Annotated in this window: 19 protein-coding genes; 14 read left to right on the forward strand and 5 right to left on the reverse strand. The window is 64.1% G+C overall.

Features of this window, described 5'->3' with window-relative positions; genetic code table 11:
- Positions 1-147: 147 nt before the first annotated feature.
- Entirely contained in the window at positions 148-1,083 is a 936-nt protein-coding gene (gene ctlX / locus R3X27_RS14105) for a citrulline utilization hydrolase CtlX (protein ID WP_317709506.1), read from the reverse strand.
- A complete protein-coding gene (locus tag R3X27_RS14110; protein WP_317709507.1) occupies positions 1,083-2,147 on the reverse strand; it encodes an ornithine cyclodeaminase in 1,065 nt (354 codons plus the stop codon). The genes ctlX and R3X27_RS14110 overlap by 1 nt, the downstream gene beginning before the upstream one ends.
- Before the next feature lie 147 nt (positions 2,148-2,294).
- Here R3X27_RS14110 and R3X27_RS14115 point away from each other — a divergent pair, with 147 nt between their 5' ends.
- On the forward strand, positions 2,295-2,741 hold the full coding sequence (locus R3X27_RS14115; RefSeq protein ID WP_317709508.1) for an Lrp/AsnC family transcriptional regulator: 447 nt from the start codon (positions 2,295-2,297) through the stop codon (positions 2,739-2,741).
- 94 nt (positions 2,742-2,835) lie between these two features.
- Positions 2,836-3,657 (forward strand): hypothetical protein, encoded by an 822-nt coding sequence (locus tag R3X27_RS14120; RefSeq protein ID WP_317709509.1) that lies wholly within the window; start codon positions 2,836-2,838, stop codon positions 3,655-3,657.
- Positions 3,658-3,659: 2 nt separating this feature from the next.
- Here the strand turns inward: R3X27_RS14120 and R3X27_RS14125 are convergent, their stop codons facing one another.
- Positions 3,660-4,457 carry a DUF3445 domain-containing protein gene (locus tag R3X27_RS14125; protein WP_317709510.1) on the reverse strand — a complete coding sequence of 266 codons (798 nt, stop codon included), beginning with the start codon at positions 4,455-4,457 and terminating at the stop codon, positions 3,660-3,662.
- A gap of 218 nt (positions 4,458-4,675) precedes the next feature.
- Here R3X27_RS14125 and hisC point away from each other — a divergent pair, with 218 nt between their 5' ends.
- The 7 genes from hisC to R3X27_RS14160 all read left to right on the forward strand — a co-directional run bounded on the left by hisC (position 4,676) and on the right by R3X27_RS14160 (position 11,230).
- Positions 4,676-5,761 carry a histidinol-phosphate transaminase gene (gene hisC, locus R3X27_RS14130; protein WP_317709511.1) on the forward strand — a complete coding sequence of 362 codons (1,086 nt, stop codon included), beginning with the start codon at positions 4,676-4,678 and terminating at the stop codon, positions 5,759-5,761.
- On the forward strand, positions 5,758-6,684 hold the full coding sequence (locus R3X27_RS14135; protein WP_317709512.1) for a prephenate/arogenate dehydrogenase family protein: 927 nt from the start codon (positions 5,758-5,760) through the stop codon (positions 6,682-6,684). Before hisC ends, R3X27_RS14135 begins: the two co-directional genes overlap by 4 nt.
- Positions 6,681-7,751, forward strand: coding sequence for an extensin family protein (locus R3X27_RS14140; protein WP_317709513.1), 1,071 nt, complete (start codon positions 6,681-6,683; stop codon positions 7,749-7,751). Before R3X27_RS14135 ends, R3X27_RS14140 begins: the two co-directional genes overlap by 4 nt.
- A gap of 99 nt (positions 7,752-7,850) precedes the next feature.
- Positions 7,851-9,077, forward strand: a complete 1,227-nt coding sequence (locus R3X27_RS14145) for a bifunctional alpha/beta hydrolase/OsmC family protein (RefSeq protein WP_317709514.1) — start codon at positions 7,851-7,853, stop codon at positions 9,075-9,077.
- 235 nt (positions 9,078-9,312) lie between these two features.
- Positions 9,313-10,254 carry a nucleoside hydrolase gene (locus R3X27_RS14150; protein ID WP_317709515.1) on the forward strand — a complete coding sequence of 314 codons (942 nt, stop codon included), beginning with the start codon at positions 9,313-9,315 and terminating at the stop codon, positions 10,252-10,254.
- Positions 10,251-10,778 carry a GrpB family protein gene (locus R3X27_RS14155; RefSeq protein ID WP_317709516.1) on the forward strand — a complete coding sequence of 176 codons (528 nt, stop codon included), beginning with the start codon at positions 10,251-10,253 and terminating at the stop codon, positions 10,776-10,778. Before R3X27_RS14150 ends, R3X27_RS14155 begins: the two co-directional genes overlap by 4 nt.
- Positions 10,775-11,230 (forward strand): GNAT family N-acetyltransferase, encoded by a 456-nt coding sequence (locus tag R3X27_RS14160; protein ID WP_317709517.1) that lies wholly within the window; start codon positions 10,775-10,777, stop codon positions 11,228-11,230. Before R3X27_RS14155 ends, R3X27_RS14160 begins: the two co-directional genes overlap by 4 nt.
- 72 nt (positions 11,231-11,302) lie before the next feature.
- Here the strand turns inward: R3X27_RS14160 and R3X27_RS14165 are convergent, their stop codons facing one another.
- Entirely contained in the window at positions 11,303-11,764 is a 462-nt protein-coding gene (locus R3X27_RS14165) for a hypothetical protein (RefSeq protein ID WP_317709518.1), read from the reverse strand.
- 84 nt (positions 11,765-11,848) lie between these two features.
- On the opposite strand from R3X27_RS14165, the gene R3X27_RS14170 reads away from it, so the two are divergent.
- The 5 genes from R3X27_RS14170 to R3X27_RS14190 all read left to right on the forward strand — a co-directional run bounded on the left by R3X27_RS14170 (position 11,849) and on the right by R3X27_RS14190 (position 17,356).
- On the forward strand, positions 11,849-13,414 hold the full coding sequence (locus R3X27_RS14170; protein WP_317709519.1) for an ABC transporter substrate-binding protein: 1,566 nt from the start codon (positions 11,849-11,851) through the stop codon (positions 13,412-13,414).
- 78 nt (positions 13,415-13,492) lie between these two features.
- A complete protein-coding gene (locus R3X27_RS14175; RefSeq protein ID WP_317709520.1) occupies positions 13,493-14,476 on the forward strand; it encodes an ABC transporter permease in 984 nt (327 codons plus the stop codon).
- Positions 14,473-15,402: an ABC transporter permease gene (locus R3X27_RS14180; protein ID WP_317709521.1), complete on the forward strand. Its 930-nt coding sequence runs from the start codon at positions 14,473-14,475 to the stop codon at positions 15,400-15,402. Before R3X27_RS14175 ends, R3X27_RS14180 begins: the two co-directional genes overlap by 4 nt.
- Entirely contained in the window at positions 15,399-16,397 is a 999-nt protein-coding gene (locus R3X27_RS14185; RefSeq protein WP_317709522.1) for an ABC transporter ATP-binding protein, read from the forward strand. The genes R3X27_RS14180 and R3X27_RS14185 overlap by 4 nt, the downstream gene beginning before the upstream one ends.
- Positions 16,394-17,356: an oligopeptide/dipeptide ABC transporter ATP-binding protein gene (locus tag R3X27_RS14190; RefSeq protein WP_317709523.1), complete on the forward strand. Its 963-nt coding sequence runs from the start codon at positions 16,394-16,396 to the stop codon at positions 17,354-17,356. The genes R3X27_RS14185 and R3X27_RS14190 overlap by 4 nt, the downstream gene beginning before the upstream one ends.
- A 19-nt stretch (positions 17,357-17,375) precedes the next feature.
- Here R3X27_RS14190 and R3X27_RS14195 read toward each other — a convergent pair.
- The coding region (locus R3X27_RS14195) for a hypothetical protein (protein WP_317709524.1) at positions 17,376-17,639 on the reverse strand (264 nt) is incomplete at its 5' end.

Below are 17,639 nucleotides of genomic sequence, written 5' to 3' on the forward strand. Positions count from 1 at the left end.
AAGATTGACGGTGTTTTCGGGCGTCCTGGAACGCGCGCCTGCGCCTTCAGGTCGAGTTCCCCCGGGTCCGCGCCATGTGGACCAACATAATAGCCGTGAAATCCGGATGCCGGATCGGAGCGCATGGCTCTGCGACCCTGCGCCAGTTCAGCGTCGGGACAGATGCACACCCGCAAGCATGCAGCGGACCGAACCACCCGCCATCTCGATTGTGGGGACCTCCAACGGCAGCAATCTGGCACTCCGCTCCATCGCGGCGCGTTGGTCCGAACGCAGCGCGGACAGGGCCCGGGCAGACAGCGCCAGCACACGCCCCTCCCTCCCCTGCAACTCGATGGCGTTTCCGGCGAAATCGGCAATCTGCGCATTGGAGAGCGCGATCACCTGTCGGCCCGTCTCCTCGAACCGCTCAAGGATATGCGCACGCCGGGCATCGCCCGCCATCATGTCTCGCCCCACCAGCACGAATTTCGTGGCAATGCACATCAGTACATTGGTGTGATAGACCGGCACGCCCCGCGCATCATGCGCATCAAACACCATCGGCTCGTAGTTGAAATGCGAGCAGAAGCGTTCGAGAAGGATCGGGTCGGCCCGGTTGGAACGCACGACATAGGCGACCCGGTCGATATGATCGAGCACCATCGCGCCCGTCCCCTCCAGGAACAGCCCGTCCGGCTCCAGCCCGGTGTAATCGACAATGTCCTGCACCCGGTACTCCCGTTTGAGCAGCGCGATCACATCCGCGCGCCGCTCTGCGCGCCGGGTCTCGGCAAACATCGGGTAGATCGCGACATGCCCGCCCGGATGGGTGGAAAACCAGTTATTCGGAAAGACCGAATCCGGCGTCGCCTCCGTCTCGTCATCGAAGAGATGGACCCGCAGCCCGGCCGCTTCCAGCGCCTTGGCCGCCTGGGTCACCTCATCATGGGCCGCCCGCGCGACACTTCCCCGGTCGAGATGGGAGGCATCCCGTTGGAAGGCATTGTCTTCGGCGGTCTCGCTATTGGGCCGGAAGTGCCAGGGGCGGATCATGACAACCGCGCCCGGGGCCTGCACGGACCGGTGGCGACGCGCTTCCATCATCGCGTCGCGGCCGCCCGCTGGATCATTCCGAAGAGATCGCGCGGCTCGTCAGGGTCGGCGATCATGTCGAGGGTCTCATAGCGGCCCGTCCGCTCCAGCTGGTCGCGCAGGAAACGCAGCGCGGAGAAGTCCTCGATGGCGAAGCCGACGGAATCGAAGAGCGTCACCTGCCGCTCCGAGCTGCGTCCAGTCTTCTGCCCGGCAAGCACCTGCCAGAGCTCGGTCACCGGGTGATCCGCGTCAAGCTGCTGAATCTCGCCCTCGATGCGGGTCTGCGGCGGGAACTCGACGAAGATATCGGAGCGCAGGAGAATGTCCTTGTGAAGCTCGGTCTTGCCCGGACAGTCACCACCAATGGCGTTGATATGCACGCCCGCGCCAACCATGTTGTCGGTCAGGATGGTCGCGCATTGCTTGTCTGCGGTCACGGTCGTGATGATATGCGCGCCTTCGACCGCCTCTTCGCCGCTCCGGCATTCAACGATCTCGAAGCCGCGCCCCGCGAGATTGGCGGCGCATTTCCGGGTCGCCACCGGATCGACATCATAGAGCCGCAGCTTGGTGATCCCGAGCAGCGCCTGGAAGGCGATGGCCTGGAATTCCGATTGCGCCCCATTGCCGATGATCGCCATCGTGTCCGCCCCGGCCGGCGCCAGCGGTCGCGCCGCAACGGCGGACATCGCCGCCGTGCGCAGCGCCGTCAGAATGGTCATCTCGGAGATCAGCACCGGGTATCCCGAATCCACATCTGCCAGAACGCCAAAGGCGGTGACCGTCTGCAGCCCCTCCTTCGTGTTCTTCGGATGGCCGTTCACGTATTTGAACGCGTATTCGACCCCGTCCGAGGTCGGCATCAGCTCGATCACGCCCACGGAGCTGTGCGCGGCAACACGCGGGGTCTTGTCGAAGAGCTCCCATCGGGCGAAATCCTGCTCGATATAGCCGGCGATCCCGGTGATCATCTCGGCCACGCCGATATCGAGCACGGTATGCATCATGTCGTCCACCGAAACGAAGGGGACAAGGTTGAGAGACTGGATCGGGGAGGAATCGAAGGACATACAGGCGGCCTTTCGGAGAGACTGATATCGATTGGGTGTGGATCCTCACAGGATAGCCCCGCCAATTCTCTGTCGAAATCTCATTTTCTTGCAATTTATGAAGTCCGATTGTACATTTCGTCAGGATGAGATGACGATTTGACAGAAATGACATCAAGACCCGAAGCCAAGCAACCTCTCGACGCGCTGGACCGCGAGCTTGTCGCGATCCTGCGCCGGGACGGCCGCGCACCGCTGTCGAAACTGGCCGAGATCCTCGGCGTATCGCGCGGAACAGTGCAGAACCGGCTCGACCGGATGCTCGCGTCGGGCACCTTGCTGGGCTTCACGGTGCGGGTGCGCGAGGACGCCGACACGGAGGCCATCCGGGCGGTGATGCTGGTCGAAGTCGTCGGAAAGTCGACCACGGAGGTGATCCGTCGGCTGCGCGGCATCCCGGAACTTCAGCAATTGCACACGACCAATGGCAAATGGGACCTCGTGGCCGAGATCCAGGCGGCGTCCCTGTCCGATTTCGACCGGGTGCTGCGCGAAGTCCGGCTCACCGACGGCGTGCTCAACAGCGAGACCAGCCTCTATCTCAGCTCCGTCTGACCTGCCGACACGCGCTTTTTTTCTGCCCCTGCCCTATTCTCTCCAAAGTCGCAGGGCAGAAGGAAAGCCGTCCGTTCCCTTTCGAGAAACCCCGATGCCCCTGCCCTCCTCGATCACGGCAACGCTCCTGCTCTCCCATCCTGCACAGATCGACAGTGAGGCACTCTGCACAGCACTGGCGGCGCGGATCGGGCCGGAACTCGGCACGCTCGAATGCCGAACATGGCGCGGCGCGCCGCTGCTATCCGCGCCAAAGGCGCATGTTCTTGTGCAGCCCCGCGACCTGCCGCTGACCGGGCACAGGTTCGACACGGCGCTCGACTCGCAGTTGCTGGACGTGCTGCACGAAGACCCGGACAGCGTCATCGGGCAACATCGCGCGGCCGTGACATTGAGCGTTGGCACTGGGGCCGAACCGTCGCCCTCCGACACGCCGCCGAGCCCCACGCAGGACGTGTTCGACCAGCTGCTGATCCTGGGCCACGGCGCAGCGTCCCAGCTTGCACAGCAGAATGCGACGCTGGCAGTCCACTGGCAGCAGTCAGGACAGTTCCTCAGCGCGGAACGTTTCGCGGCGATGTCGCGCATGCTCTTTCCCCTGCCCCTGTTCCTGCATCCGCGTCCCGAAATCCGGCAGGATGGGCGCAAGGCGTGGCTGTCGCTGGAGCTCTTCGGGGCGACGGAGCTGATCGGGCGGTCGCTGCGCTCCGCGCCGGCCCCGGTCGCGTTCGACTGGCTGGCCCCGCGGCTTTTCGCACTGGTCAGCCATCTGCGTGCCGATCCCGGGGCCGCAGACGGCGGGCTGACCTTCGCCACGGCCCCCGGGGAACGGTTCCGACTGCGCGAGGACGCCGATGGTGGCCTGACGGTGCATGTCGAGATGAAAGACGGAAAGCTCCTCCCCGTCGCGCCCTGAGATCAGGTGCCAAGCGCAGCGCGGTCCTCCACGGTCAGGGCGCTGCGGGCGAGCAGGATCGTGTGGATCGAAAAGGCCACGGCGCCGCTCTCGGGCAGACGAATCAGACATTGACGTTCCGAGCGGAAGAAGGCCGCTGTTGGACCACCGGCCGGACGCGGGTCCAGTTCCGGGCGGGGCTGAAAGAGTGCAGGATCGTCATAGAAGAAGGCATTGGACCGCGCGAGCGGGCGATCGGGCCGGACCCCGTCGAGCAGGCGCTGAACCCGGCGCGCCAGCGTTTCGTCATAGACCTCGACCGGGATGTGGATCGCCAGCATCGGACGCCCGATCTTCTCGGCCAGGGTCCAGCTTGCCGGAAAGCAGAGCACCGCCCCGGCAAGGAGATGTTCGTCATCGCCTTCCGGTTTGACCAGCAGGCAGAGATCTTCCTGCACCAGCCGGCCGAGCGTTCGCAGCGGTGCAGAGCGATCCAGCGCAACGCTGCGGCCATCCGGACAGTGCAGGGTCCCGGCCTCGCGGACGAAGCCCGGACGGGTCTCGAGTTGAGCCAGCACGAGATCGAAGAGTTCCTCCGCCGCGGGTCGGGCATCCGCCTGCAATGCGAGGACTTTTTCGGGGCATTTCTCCAGCAGGCGCTCGCGCTCGGCCATCTGAGCCGCATAGGTGTCAAGCTGCCAGAGCCAGTCTGACATCTCGATGGGCGCGATACCGGGGAGGCGCCCGGCCTGCGGCAGGCACCAGGGGCGAGCTGGCAACTCGTCATTGAGGATCGGGGACGCGGTGAGGGTGCTGGACATGGGCCGAGAGTGCGCCGGCCCCGCGTTCCCGAAAAGGGCGGCATGGTGCCGCTGGCGGGAGCGGCATCAGGGCGATTGCGAATACCTGATCCCGCCCACGGGGAGGCAAAGTGCGCGCGGTTTCTTGCGCGTCACGCCCGCGCCCCAGGCGGCACCGCCAGATAGGCGGTTTTTCTCTTCGCGGAAAGGCTCTAGAACCGCTCGGAAAGGAGACCGGCATGACGCAGATCACTCCCCAACCCGGGATCATGGATATCGCGCTCTACGAGGGCGGCCAAAGCCATGTCGAAGGCGTGAGCGACATCCTCAAGCTCAGCTCGAATGAAAACCCTTTCGGCCCCAGCCCGAAGGCGAAACAGGCGATTGCCGACGCCGTCTCCGAAGTCCATCGCTATCCCAATACCGACCACGCGCCGCTGCGACAGGCCATCGGCGAAGTCCATGGGCTGGACCCCGAGCGGATCATCTGCGGCGTCGGTTCGGACGAGATCCTGCAATTCCTCTGCCAGGCCTATGCCGGTCCGGGCGACGAGGTCCTGCACACCGAACACGGCTTCGCCATGTATCGCATCCTCGGCCTCGCTGTTGGCGCCACGCCGGTCGAGGTGCCCGAGCGCGAGCGGGTGACGGATGTGGACGCGCTGCTGGCTGCCTGCACCGAGAACACGAAGCTCGTCTTCATCGCCAATCCGAACAACCCCACCGGAACGATGATCGGTGGCAACGAGATGGCGCGGCTGGCCGATGGCATCCCCGAGGGCGCGATCCTCGTTCTCGATGGCGCTTATGCCGAGTTCGTCGATGGCTATGACGGCGGCGTCAGCCTCGTTGACGCGCGGGACAACGTGATCATGACCCGCACCTTCTCCAAGCTCTACGGGCTGGGCGGGCTGCGGATCGGCTGGGGCTACGGGCCAAGGCACATCATTGATGTGCTCAAGCGCATCCGCCAGCCCTTCAACCTTTCCGAGATCCAGATGGCCGCCGCCATCGCCGCCATCAAGGACCGCGACTACGCCGCGCGCTGTCTGGCCGAGAATGCCAGGATGCGGGTCTGGCTTTCGGAGCAACTGGCCGCGCTCGGCATCCCCTCCGATACGAGCCTCGCAAATTTCGTCCTCGCCCGCTTCGCCGACACGCAGGAGGCCAAGGCCGTGGACGCGCATCTCAAATCCCGGGGCGTGATCGTGCGCCAGGTTGCGGGCTACGGATTGCCCAATTGCCTGCGCATCACCGTCGGCGACGAGACAGGTTGCCAGCGCGTGATCGACGGCATCCGCTCCTTCCAGGAGAGCCGCGCATGAGCCAGATCTACGACCGCGTCGCCTATATCGGACTCGGCCTCATCGCCTCCTCGATGATCCATGCCGGTCGTCGCGCCGGATTGCAGGGCGACATTGCCGGCACCGCGCGCTCGGCCGAGACCCGCGCCATCGCCCGCGAGGATGGGCTCTGCGACATCGTCACCGACACCGCTGCCGAGGCCGTCAAGGATGCCGATCTGATCGTGCTCTGTGTTCCCGTCGGCGCGATGGGGCACGTTGCGCAGGAGATCGGCCCGCATCTCAAGCCCGGCGCCACCGTCACCGATGTGGGCTCCGTCAAGCGCGCCGTGATCGAGGCCGTGAAGCCGCACTTGCCTGAAGGCGTGCATTTCATCCCCGCCCACCCGCTGGCGGGCACCGAGCATTCCGGCCCGCGGTCCGGCTTCGCCGAGCTGTTCGAGAATCGCTACACGTTGATCGTGCCTGATGGCGAGACCGACCCGGCCGCGCTGTCGAAGCTGGAACGGTTCTGGGCGGCAATGGGCGCCAATGTCGAGATCATGGACCCCGAGCATCATGACCTCACGCTCATGGTCACGTCCCACGCCCCGCACCTGATCGCCTACACGATGGTGGGCGTCGCCGACGACCTGCGGCGGGTGACGGACAGTGAGGTCATCAAGTATTCCGCCGCCGGTTTCAGGGATTTCACCCGGATCGCCGCCTCCGACCCGACCATGTGGCGCGACGTGTTCCTCAACAACAAGGACGCGACGATGGAGATCCTCGGTCGGTTCATCGAGGAATTGATGAGCCTGCAACGCGCCATCCGCACCAGCGATGGCGACCACCTGCACGCATATTTTACCCGCACCCGCGCCATTCGGCGTGGTATTATCGAAGCGGGACAGGATACCGATGCGCCCGATTTCGGACGGGGCGCGAAAGGAGCGGTGGAATGACAGGACAACGCCGCCAGACGGCCACCCGACTTGTACGCCTGAATGCGCTCGCACGGGTCTCTTTCGTGTCAGCGGTGCTTTTCAGCGCCGGCATTTCCGCCGCCGAGGCTCCCTCCAGCAGCCACCGCCCGCTGGCACGGCCGGGCAGCGAACCGGCGGAAGGCTCGCTCGAACTGGTGGCTATGGCAGTCCCCCGAACCGCGCAGTCCTCCCTGCCAGATGTGGCTCAACGGGTTCAAATCACCGAAGCCGGTGTCCGGGTCCAGATTGGTGCGGAGATCCGCCCGCGACCGCGCGCCGGCGTCTTCACCAGCGAAACGATCCCCGGGGATTCCGCCGTCCAGGTCGCGCGGCAGGTCACCCGGATCCATTTCGGCGCCGATCTGCGCCCGACCCCGCGCCCGGTCCATCCGTTGGCCGATTACACCGTCACACTCGCGTCTGCCATGGCCGCGTCCGCCCATGGCGCAACCGTGCCCAAGGCCCGCCCGGCCGGCTTTGCCAAGCTCTTCCAGAAGCGTGACCGATCCAGCTATTCCAAGACGGGCTCGGTCTGTGGCGTGAACGCGATCAAGGGCACGGTGCAGCCAAGCTTCGGCAAACCCGGCAGCGGATGCGGAATCTCCAATCCGGTCAAGGTCACCGAGGTCTCCGGTGTTCGCCTGAGTACCGCCGCCACGATCGATTGCACCACGGCCAAGGCCCTCAATTCATGGGTCCAGAATGGCATCAAGCCGGCCTTCGGGCGCAAGGGTGGCGGCGTGAAGGAGATCAAGGTCGTCGCGTCTTACGCCTGCCGTCGGCGCAACAACCGGCCCAGCGGCAAGCTCTCCGAACATGCCAAGGGCCATGCGGTCGATCTCGGAGCAGTGCGGTTGAATGACGGCACGGAAGTTTCGGTTCTCAAGGGCTGGCGCTCCAAGACATGGTCAAAGGCGATGCGAAAGGTGCATAAATCCGCCTGCGGCCCGTTTGGCACCGTGCTTGGCCCCAATGCTGACCGCTACCATCAGGACCATTTCCACGTCGACACGGCCCGGTATCGCAGCGGAACCTATTGCCGCTGACAGGCTGTCACCATCGCGTTACAGCGCTGACACATGGCTTGGGGCACGGGCTGTGAAGGCCCATGCTCTGGGAGACAGCAACAGCGTGGATCCCGTCCCATGGAACGCATCACCTTCACCGGCGCACAGGGCCACGCCCTGGCCGCCCGCCTGGATCGTCCCGAGGGGCCGCAACTGACGACGGCCATCTTCGCCCATTGCTTTTCCTGTTCCAAGGATATCGCCGCCGCGCGCAGGATCGCGCAACGACTGGCGTCGATGGGGATCGCGGTGCTGCGGTTCGATTTTACCGGGCTTGGCCATTCCGGGGGCGAGTTCGAGAACACGACCTTCACCTCCAATGCCGGCGACCTCGTCGCGGCCGCCAACTACCTGACCCAGAACGGCATGGCCCCGGAACTTCTGATCGGCCATTCGCTGGGCGGGGCGGCTGTGTTACGGGCGGCGGGTGCGATCGAGAGCGCCAAGGCGGTCGTGACGCTGGGCGCACCCTTCGATCCCGGCCACGTGACGCATAATTTCCACGACTCGCTGCCTGAGATCGCGGCGCAGGGCGCGGCCGAAGTCATCCTCGGCGGACGTCCCTTCTGGATCGGGCAGGATTTCGTAGAGGACGCTATCGAGGCCGATCTGACCGGCGAGATCGGCGGGCTGCGCAAGGCGCTGCTGGTGATGCACGCACCTCTGGACGATGTCGTCTCCGTCGACAATGCCACCGCCATCTTCGCCGCCGCGCGCCACCCCAAGAGCTTCGTCACGCTGGACGACGCCGACCACCTTCTGAGCCGCGCCCGGGATGCCGAATATGCAGCCGAGGTGATCGCCGCCTGGGCCGGCCGCTATCTCGACCTGCGCCCCCCTGCCCCGCCGCCCGGCGCGCCGGAGGGGATCATCCGCGCCTCGGAGGCGGACCCGGACGGCTTCCTGCAGGACATTACCGACGGTCCGCATCATCATCTTCTTGCCGACGAGCCGAAGGCCTATGGCGGCACCGATCGCGGCATGACCCCCTACGGCCTGCTCTCGGCCGCGCTCGCGGCCTGTTCCTCGATGACCGTCCGCATGTATGCCCGTCGCAAGGGCTGGCCGCTGGAGCATGTCTCGGTCGATATCAGTCATGAGAAGGTCCATGGGCAGGACAGCGACCTGACCGGGCCGAACCGAATCGACCTGTTCCACCGCCGGATTCGCCTCGATGGCCCTCTTTCCGAGGAGCAACGCGCCCGGCTCATGGAAATCGCCGACCGCTGCCCGGTCCACAAGACGCTGGAAGCCGGCGCCCGGGTCAAGACACGGGAAGTCCGAGACAGGCATCCGGAATTGTAAGGGGAAAAGCCCGGGACACCGCACCACAACTTGGGTCTGGAGGAAAGGGCAGCAAGCGCCCCGGGAAGTGTGTCCAACGCTCGAGCTGGCGCCGGTGTCACCTCTATCTGGGAAGCCCCGGTATAGGCGACGAGTCGCGCAACCGGGGGACAGGGCGGGCTTGCGCGCAGCTGCTCTGGACAAGCCGCGCCGCTGACGTCACTGTCGCGCCGACCCTCAGGAGACACCCAAGAAGATGCCCCCCCGCAAGATCATCATCGACACCGATCCCGGACAGGACGACGCTGTTGCCATCCTGCTCGCCCTGGCCTCGCCGGAAGAGCTGGAGGTGCTGGCTGTGACGGCCGTGGCCGGGAATGTGCGACTGGACAAGACCTCGCGCAATGCCCGCGTGATCTGCGAGCTGGCCGGCAAGTCGGATGTGCCTGTGCATGAGGGCTGCGACCGGCCTATGGAGCGGGTTCTGGTCACCGCGGAGCACGTTCATGGCGCCAGCGGGCTGGACGGAATCGAGCTGCCGGAGCCGACGATGCCGGTGGCCGATCTGCATGCGGTCGAAGCGATCATCCACCATATTCGCCGCGAGCCTCCGGGCGCGGTGACGCTCTGCCCGCTGGGGCCGCTGACCAATGTGGCCACTGCGCTGACACGGGCACCCGATATCGCCGAACGGCTGGGCGGGATCGTGCTCATGGGCGGCGCATATTTCGAAGTCGGGAACGTTACCCCGGCAGCCGAGTTCAACATCTATGTCGATCCGGAGGCCGCGGATATCGTGATGAAATCCGGCGTGGATATCACCATCCTGCCGCTCGACACGACCCACAAGGCACTGATCACGCGCGACTGGCTCGACCGGATCGACGCGCTCGGCACCCCTGTCTCGAAGGTCGTCTCCGCCTGGCTCGATTTCTACGAGCGCTTCGACGTGGAGAAATATGGTGGTGACGGCGGACCGCTGCATGACCCCTGCGTCATCGCTTACGTGTTGCGCCCGGAGCTGTTTTCCGGCCGCCGGATCAATGTCGAAATTGAATGCCAGAGCGACCTGACGCGCGGCATGACCGTGGCCGACTGGTGGGGCGTGACCGACCGCGCTGCCAATGCGCTCTTCATCGGAGGGATCGACGCGGAGGGCTTCTTCGACCTGCTGGCCGAAAGGATTGCCCGGCTGTGAGGATCGAGATCGCCAGCTATGACCCGACCTGGCCCGAAAAGGCGGCCCGCGAGGCCGAGCGCTGGAAGACGGCGCTCGGGGACGCATTGATCGAGGTACATCATATCGGGTCGACTTCGGTGCCGAACCTGGCCGCGAAGCCTGTGCTCGATCTCATCCCGGTCATTGCCGAGGGGGTCGATCTCGACAGTCTTCAGCCGGCCGTACACGCGATGGGCTATCAATGGCTCGGGGAGAATGGCCTGGCACGGCGACGCTACTGCCGCCGCTCCAGCCCGACCACGGGCGCGCGGCTGGTTCAGGCGCATATCTGGACCGAGGGCGACAGCGAGATCCGCCGCCACCTCGCCTTCCGCGACCTGCTGCGGGCCGACCCGCTGATGATGGGCGCGTATGAGACTCTCAAGCGGCATTGCGCCTCGCATTTCCGCGACAATTCCGAGGCGTATTGCAATTGCAAGGCGACCTGGATCGCCACGGCTGAGGCAAAGGCGCTTCGCGCTCTGGAGGAGGACGGGACGTGAAGACCAAATTGCACATGGCGCGGACGGAAGACCTGGACAAGCTCCTGGGCATGGTTGCGGCTTTTCATGCCGAGTTCGGCATTGTCCAGGATGACGACACCCGGCTTGCTGCCGTCCTGCCGCTTCTGGAAGGGTCGCCGTTGGGAGTCGTCTACATCCTCGGGCCGCACAATGCGCCGGTGGGATATGTCGCGATCAGTTTCGGCTGGTCGATCGAGCTGGGCGGTATCGACGGGTATGTCGACGAGTTCTGGGTCCGGCCGGCCGTGCGCAACAAGGGGATGGGCAGCGAAGCGCTCGCTGCGCTTGTCCGGGCGCTGCAGGATGCGGGCGTGCGCGCTTTGCACTTGGAAACCGAGCGCGACAGCCCGGTGAGCACGCTTTACGAGCGGCTCGGCTTCGAGAAACGTGACAGGTATTGCCTGATGACGGCGGATCTCACCGGCGGGTGAGCCGGATCCCGGAAGGGATCTTGTCGGCTGATTTGCGGGCAAAGCCGCCGTTGGCCTCGACTTTTCCAAGGTTCACTCCCTGCGCAAAGCTGCCGCTTCTTTGCGGCCCATGCGTCTTTGGTGACGCATCAACTCGAGTGTCGTGAACGGCCCAAGGCCGACCTTCGTCAAACTGTCGGTTGTTTTGGCGTAGCGTCCGCATTCCGGACATTTCAGCAAGTCACGGCCAATTGAAGAGGACAGGAACATTCTGCGAATTACCCGCACGACGTGTTTTTGATCGCAATTTGGAGCCCACAGTTGGCTCTTTTGGCCGCGGAACGGGTTCTTCAGCTTGCCGAAGATCTTCGAGACGAATGCGTCTTTTGGAAGAACGCGCCGGCGTGAGTTGTGAATAAAGCGCAAAGTGGCAGGTCTCAAACCGGCAGACATGCCAAGTTCAACGACAGCGGTCTTCGGCGCGCCAGGCTCATTGCGGATAGGGAAAATCCGATAAAAGCCTATGCTGATCTGTTCAGAGGGAACACCGACCATTTGGTTTCGTCTTCGGCATGAGCCTTGCCATTTGCACTCATCTCAAGTCTCCATAGGGCGCGAACAGGACATGAAAGGGACGCCATGAGACAGTTTGGATTGGCCACAGCGCTGTGCGCGCTGGTGGGTACACATGCCGCAGCGGAAGAGTTCAAGTGGGCCGGGACGACCGATCCGCAGACGCTTGATCCCCATGCGGTCAACTCTTCCCCGGTCTTGGGTTTCCTCAACAATGTCTACGAGGGGCTCGTGCGCCGTGGCAAGGACATGACGATCGAGCCAGCGCTGGCCACCAGCTGGGAGCCGATTGGTGAGGGCGAGGGCTGGCGCTTCAAGCTGCGCGAGGGCGTCACGTTCCATGACGGGGAGGAATTTGACGCGGAGGACGTGCTGTTTTCCTACCAACGCGCCTCCGGCGAAGCCGCGGATACTCGCAGCTGGTTCTCCCCGGTGGCGAGCCTGGAGATCGTTGATCCCTACACGATCGACATCAAGACCAACGCGCCCAATCCGATCTTCCCCGATTCCATCGCCAACTGGATGATCGTGGACAAGGGGTGGGCCGAAGCCAATGCGGCCACGACTCCCAACAAGGAAGAAGGCAACTTCGCAACGCTGAATGCCAATGGCACTGGTGCGTTCAAGGTGACCGCACGCGAGCCGGGCCTGCGCACGGTTCTCGAACCCCATGACGGTTGGTGGGGGGACGCCGAACACAACATCACGCGGGCCGAGTTCACGCCGATCCAGAACCCGGCGACGGCGGTTGCGGCCCTTCTCTCGGGCGATGTGGATTTCATCAACCCGGTACCGATCCAGGACGCAGCCCGGCTGGTGTCCAATCCGGACGTAAACGTAATCCAGGGGATCGAGGCGCGCGTCATCATGCTCGGCTTCGGCCACGAAGCGGCGGAATTGAAATACACTGGTGACGCCGGCAAGCCGAACCCGTTCCAGGATGCAAGAGTGCGCCAGGCCGTTGCACAGGCGGTGAATGTCCCGGCGATCCTGCAGACGATCATGCGCGGCAATGCCGAGCCTGCAAGCCAGCTCGTAAGTCCGGCGATGCGCGGGTATTCCGAGGCCAACGCGGCCCGCCCGGCCTATGACGTCGAGGCCGCCAAGGCGCTGTTGGCAGAAGCCGGCTATGCCGACGGGTTCTCCTTCGGTCTGAAATGCCCCAACAACCGGTACCTGAATGACGAAGCTGTCTGCCAGGCCGTTGTGAGCATGCTGGCACAGGCGGGGATCACCGCCGAGCTCGATGCGATGCCGGTGCAGAATTACTGGCCGGAACTGCGGGAGGACAATTTCGACATGTACCTGCTGGGATGGTCCCCGGGCACATTCGATGCCGAGCACCCGCTGCGGTTCCTCGCCTCGACGCCCAATGCCGACAAGAAGCTCGGAAGCTGGAACTTCGGCGGGTATTCCAACGCCCGCATCGACGAGATGTTGCCGATGATCCAGTCGGAAATCGACGACACGAAGCGTCAGGCAATGCTGGATGAAGCGGCGACGATCCTGCAGGACGAGATGGCCTATGTGCCGCTCTACGTGCAACCGCTTGTTTGGGGCGTGCGCGCGAATGTCGAGATGACCCAGCGGCCGGACAATTTCTTCATCCTTCGTTGGGTCACCGTCAACTGACCGGCTGACCTGCCCAAATGCGACCGTCGCTCCCTTGCGGGGGCGGCGGTGTTTCGTCGCTTTCAAGGATAGCGCGCCATGATTGCCTACATCCTCCGCCGCACCGCACAGGCTGTTCTCGTTCTGCTCGTCGTTGGCCTCATCGCCTTCTCGATGTTCCGTTTCATTGGCGACCCGATCGACAACATGCTCGGCCAGGAGGCGCAGCAGGAAGATATCGATCGGCTGCGCAATGAACTCGGGCTCGATGCGCCGCTGCTTGTGCAATATGTCCGGTTTCTCTCCAGCGCCGTGCAAGGCGATTTCGGCGTGAGCTATGGTCAGGGGCGGCCCGTGGCGGACATCCTCGCAGAACGCGCGCCCGCCACACTGGAACTCGCCCTCGTCTCCGGAACACTGGCCATCACGTTCGGAATCGTTTTCGGGGTATTTACGGCGATCAGGCGCAATGGCTTCGCCGCGCAGGCGATCATGTCGCTGTCGTTGATCGGGGTTTCACTTCCGACCTTCCTGATCGGCATCCTGCTGATCTATGTCTTCTCGGTGGAACTGGGATGGCTGCCATCCTTCGGACGCGGCGAGACTGTCGAGCTGGGCTGGTGGACGACCGGCTTCGCCAGCAGGTCCGGGCTGCTCGCGCTGATCCTGCCTTCAATCACCCTGGGCCTCTACCAGATGACACTGATCATGCGGCTTGTCCGCTCCGAGATGCTTGAAGTCTTGCGGCAGGATTACATCCGCTTCGCACGGGCGCGCGGGCTCAGAACCCGAACGGTGTATTTCCGCCATGCCCTCGTCAACACGCTGGTGCCCGTGACCACGGTGATCGGCCTGCAACTCGGCTCGATCATCGCTTTCGGCATCGTCACCGAAACGGTGTTCCAGTGGCCCGGCCTCGGGCTTCTCTTCGTCAATGCGATCCAGTTTGTCGACATCCCGGTCATGGCAGCCTACCTGATGTTGATCTCGGTGATGTTCGTGCTGATCAACCTGTTCGTGGATGTCCTGTATTTCTTCATCGATCCACGCTTGCGGGTCGATCGCTCGGAGGCGTCCGCATGAACAGCACGATCGGTCTGCGCTTGCGCAATGCTCTGGACAGCGACTTCGCCTACCTCTTCTTTCGCTCGCCCGTGGCCATCGTGTCGGCCATCGTGGTGCTCGTGCTGATCCTGGCCGCGATCTTCGCGCCCCTCATCGCCCCGCAAGACCCGTTCAACCCCGTCGAACTGAACCTGATGAACGGATTCACACCACCGGGGACGCCAAATGCATTCACCGGCGAGAGCTTCTGGCTCGGCACCGATGATCAGGGGCGAGATGTCTTCTCGACCATTCTCCACGGCATGCGGATCTCGCTTTTCGTCGGAGTCTCGGCAGTCACCTTCGCGCTCGTGCTCGGCGTCACGCTGGGCTTGCTCGCCGGTTATGTCGGCGGTTGGACGGACACCATCATCATGCGCGTGGCCGATGTGCAGCTGACCTTTCCGGCGATCCTTGTCGCCATGCTGATTTTCGGCATCGCCAAGGGGATAACGCCGGTCGAATATCGCGACCAGATGGCGATCTGGGTGCTGATCCTGGCCATTGGCCTGTCCGACTGGGTGCAATTTGCCCGCGTCGTGCGCGGTGCGACACTGGTCGAGAAAGGGCGCGAATACGTTCAGGCCGCCCAACTCATCGGCCGCCGCCCCAGCGCTATCATGCTGCGGCATATCCTGCCTAACGTCCTCTCACCGGTGCTGGTGATCGCCACGATCTCGCTCGCGCTCGCCATTATCGCCGAAGCCACGCTGAGTTTTCTGGGCGTCGGGGCTCCACCGACTCAACCGTCGCTCGGCACGCTCATTCGCATCGGCCAGGGCTTCCTGTTTTCGGGCGAGTGGTGGATCCTACTCTTCCCGTCCCTCACGCTCCTGGCGCTGGCGCTCAGCGTGAACCTGCTCGGGGACTGGCTCCGCGACGCGCTCAACCCGAGGCTGAAATGATGGGCCGCAACGAGACCCACCCCGTCCTGTCGCTCCGCGACCTGACGGTCGAGATCAAGACCCGCCGCGGGCTGTTGAAACCCGTCGATGGCGTCTCCTTCGACATCGCGCCGGGCGAAATCCTCGGAATTGTCGGTGAGAGTGGCGCCGGAAAGTCGATGACAGGAAATGCGGTGATCGGCCTGCTTGACCCGCCAGCACGGATCGCCGGCGGCGAAGTGCGCCTTGCGGGCACGCGGATCGACAGGTTGCCGCCCGAGGACATGCGCCGCCTGCGTGGCAAGCAGATCGGAATGATCTTTCAGGACCCGCTCACCTCGCTCAACCCGCTCCTGCGGATCGGCGATCAACTCACCGAGACACTCCGCACCCATCTCGACCTCGGGGCAAAAGCGGCCCGTGAGCGGGCCATCGCGGCGTTGGACGAGGTCGGCATCCCTGCCGCCGAGGAACGGATCGACAGCTATCCGCACGAGTTCTCCGGCGGCATGCGCCAACGCGCCGTGATCGCGCTGGCACTGTGCGCCGAGCCGTCGCTGGTGATCGCGGACGAGCCGACCACGGCGCTCGACGTCTCCGTTCAGGCCCAGATCATTGCGCTGCTGAAACGGATTTGCCGGCAACGGGGAGTCGCGGTCATGCTGATCACCCATGATATCGGTGTCATCGCAGAGGCCGCTGATCGCATCGCGGTCATGTATGCGGGGCGGATGGCAGAGATCGGCGGCGTGGCCGAGGTACTGCGCCGCCCGAGACACCCCTACTCGGACGGGTTGCTGAACTCGACCCCGGCCGCCTCGGCCGGACAGGCGCGCCTGCGCCAAATTCCCGGCGCCATGCCACGCTTGACGGCCCTACCGGAGGGATGTGCCTTCGCCGCGCGCTGCGAGCGCGCACAGGATCGCTGCAGGCAGGGCGCCGCGCCGCGTCTGGAGGCTGACAACGGGCGCTCCGCCTGCTGGTTCCCCCTGCAACATGGCGAGGTCGAGGCATGAGTTATGTCGCAATCAAGGATCTGTCCCGTCGGTTCGACGTCTCCAAGCCCTGGCTGAACCGGGTGATCGAACGTCGGGACAAGGCATTCCTCACCGCCGTGGATGATGTGAGCTTCGAGATCCCGGAGAAAGGCGTCTATGGACTCGTGGGAGAGAGCGGGTCGGGAAAATCCACGATCGGGCGGATGCTTGTGGGCCTCCTGCGTCCAAGCGAGGGGTCCGTACGGATCGGTGACATCGCCCCCTTCGACAACAGTAAACCGGCCGAGCAAGAGCGCTTGCGCTCGGATGTCCAGATGATCTTTCAGGATCCCTATGCCTCGCTGAACCCGCGTTGGCGGGTACGGGACATCATCGTCGAACCCGTTGTCGCGCGTGGCGGCGAGACGCGCGGCCTGGCCGAGCAATTGCTGGAACAGGTGGGCCTCTCGCCGGAGGATGCCGCGAAGTTTCCGCACGAGTTTTCCGGCGGTCAACGCCAACGAATCTGTATTGCCCGTGCGTTGTCCTCTCGCCCCAGGCTGATCGTCTGTGACGAACCGACCTCGGCACTCGATGTCTCGGTGCAAGCGCAGGTGCTCAACCTGATGAGCGATCTGCGCGAGGAGCTTGGCCTGACCTATGTCTTCATCAGCCACGACCTGACCGTGGTGCGTCATATGTGCGACCGGATTGGCGTGCTCTATCTCGGGCGGATTGTCGAGGAAGCCGACTCCGAGGACCTCTTTGCCGCCCCCAAACACCCCTATACTCAAATGCTGCTGGAGGTTGCCCCGAGGATCGACGAGATCGGTCGCGAGGTGCCCGAACCGGTCGGCGAGATCCCGGACCCGATCAATCGCCCGCCGGGCTGTGCCTATGCTCAGAGATGCCCCATCGCGCAACCGATCTGTTCGAGCCAACGCCCCGTTGCCCGAATGCTCGGTGGCGCAAGCGTTGCATGTCATTTTGCCGAGTGAGGGCTCGCCGGGATCAACTTCAAACAATAGACCTGTCTGAATTGATCTGATCGTTGCTGGTCCATTGGCGGCCCAACGAGGCAAGGGTTTTGCGCCGTATTTTGAGGGTCGTTTCAAGAAAGGCGCCGGTTGACCGAGCGTGCGCGAGAACAGAAAGGCTTGATAGGTAGAGCGCGTTGGCTTGACCTTTGAAACGCGGGTTGGAGCTTGCTTGTACGTGTGTTCTGAAGGTCCGCTTGCGGAGCCAGCAGGCATCGCGTTTGCCGTCGCAACGGGTGACTGC

The organism is Tropicimonas sp. TH_r6 (assembly GCF_033101155.1).
Lineage (GTDB): Bacteria > Pseudomonadota > Alphaproteobacteria > Rhodobacterales > Rhodobacteraceae > Tropicimonas.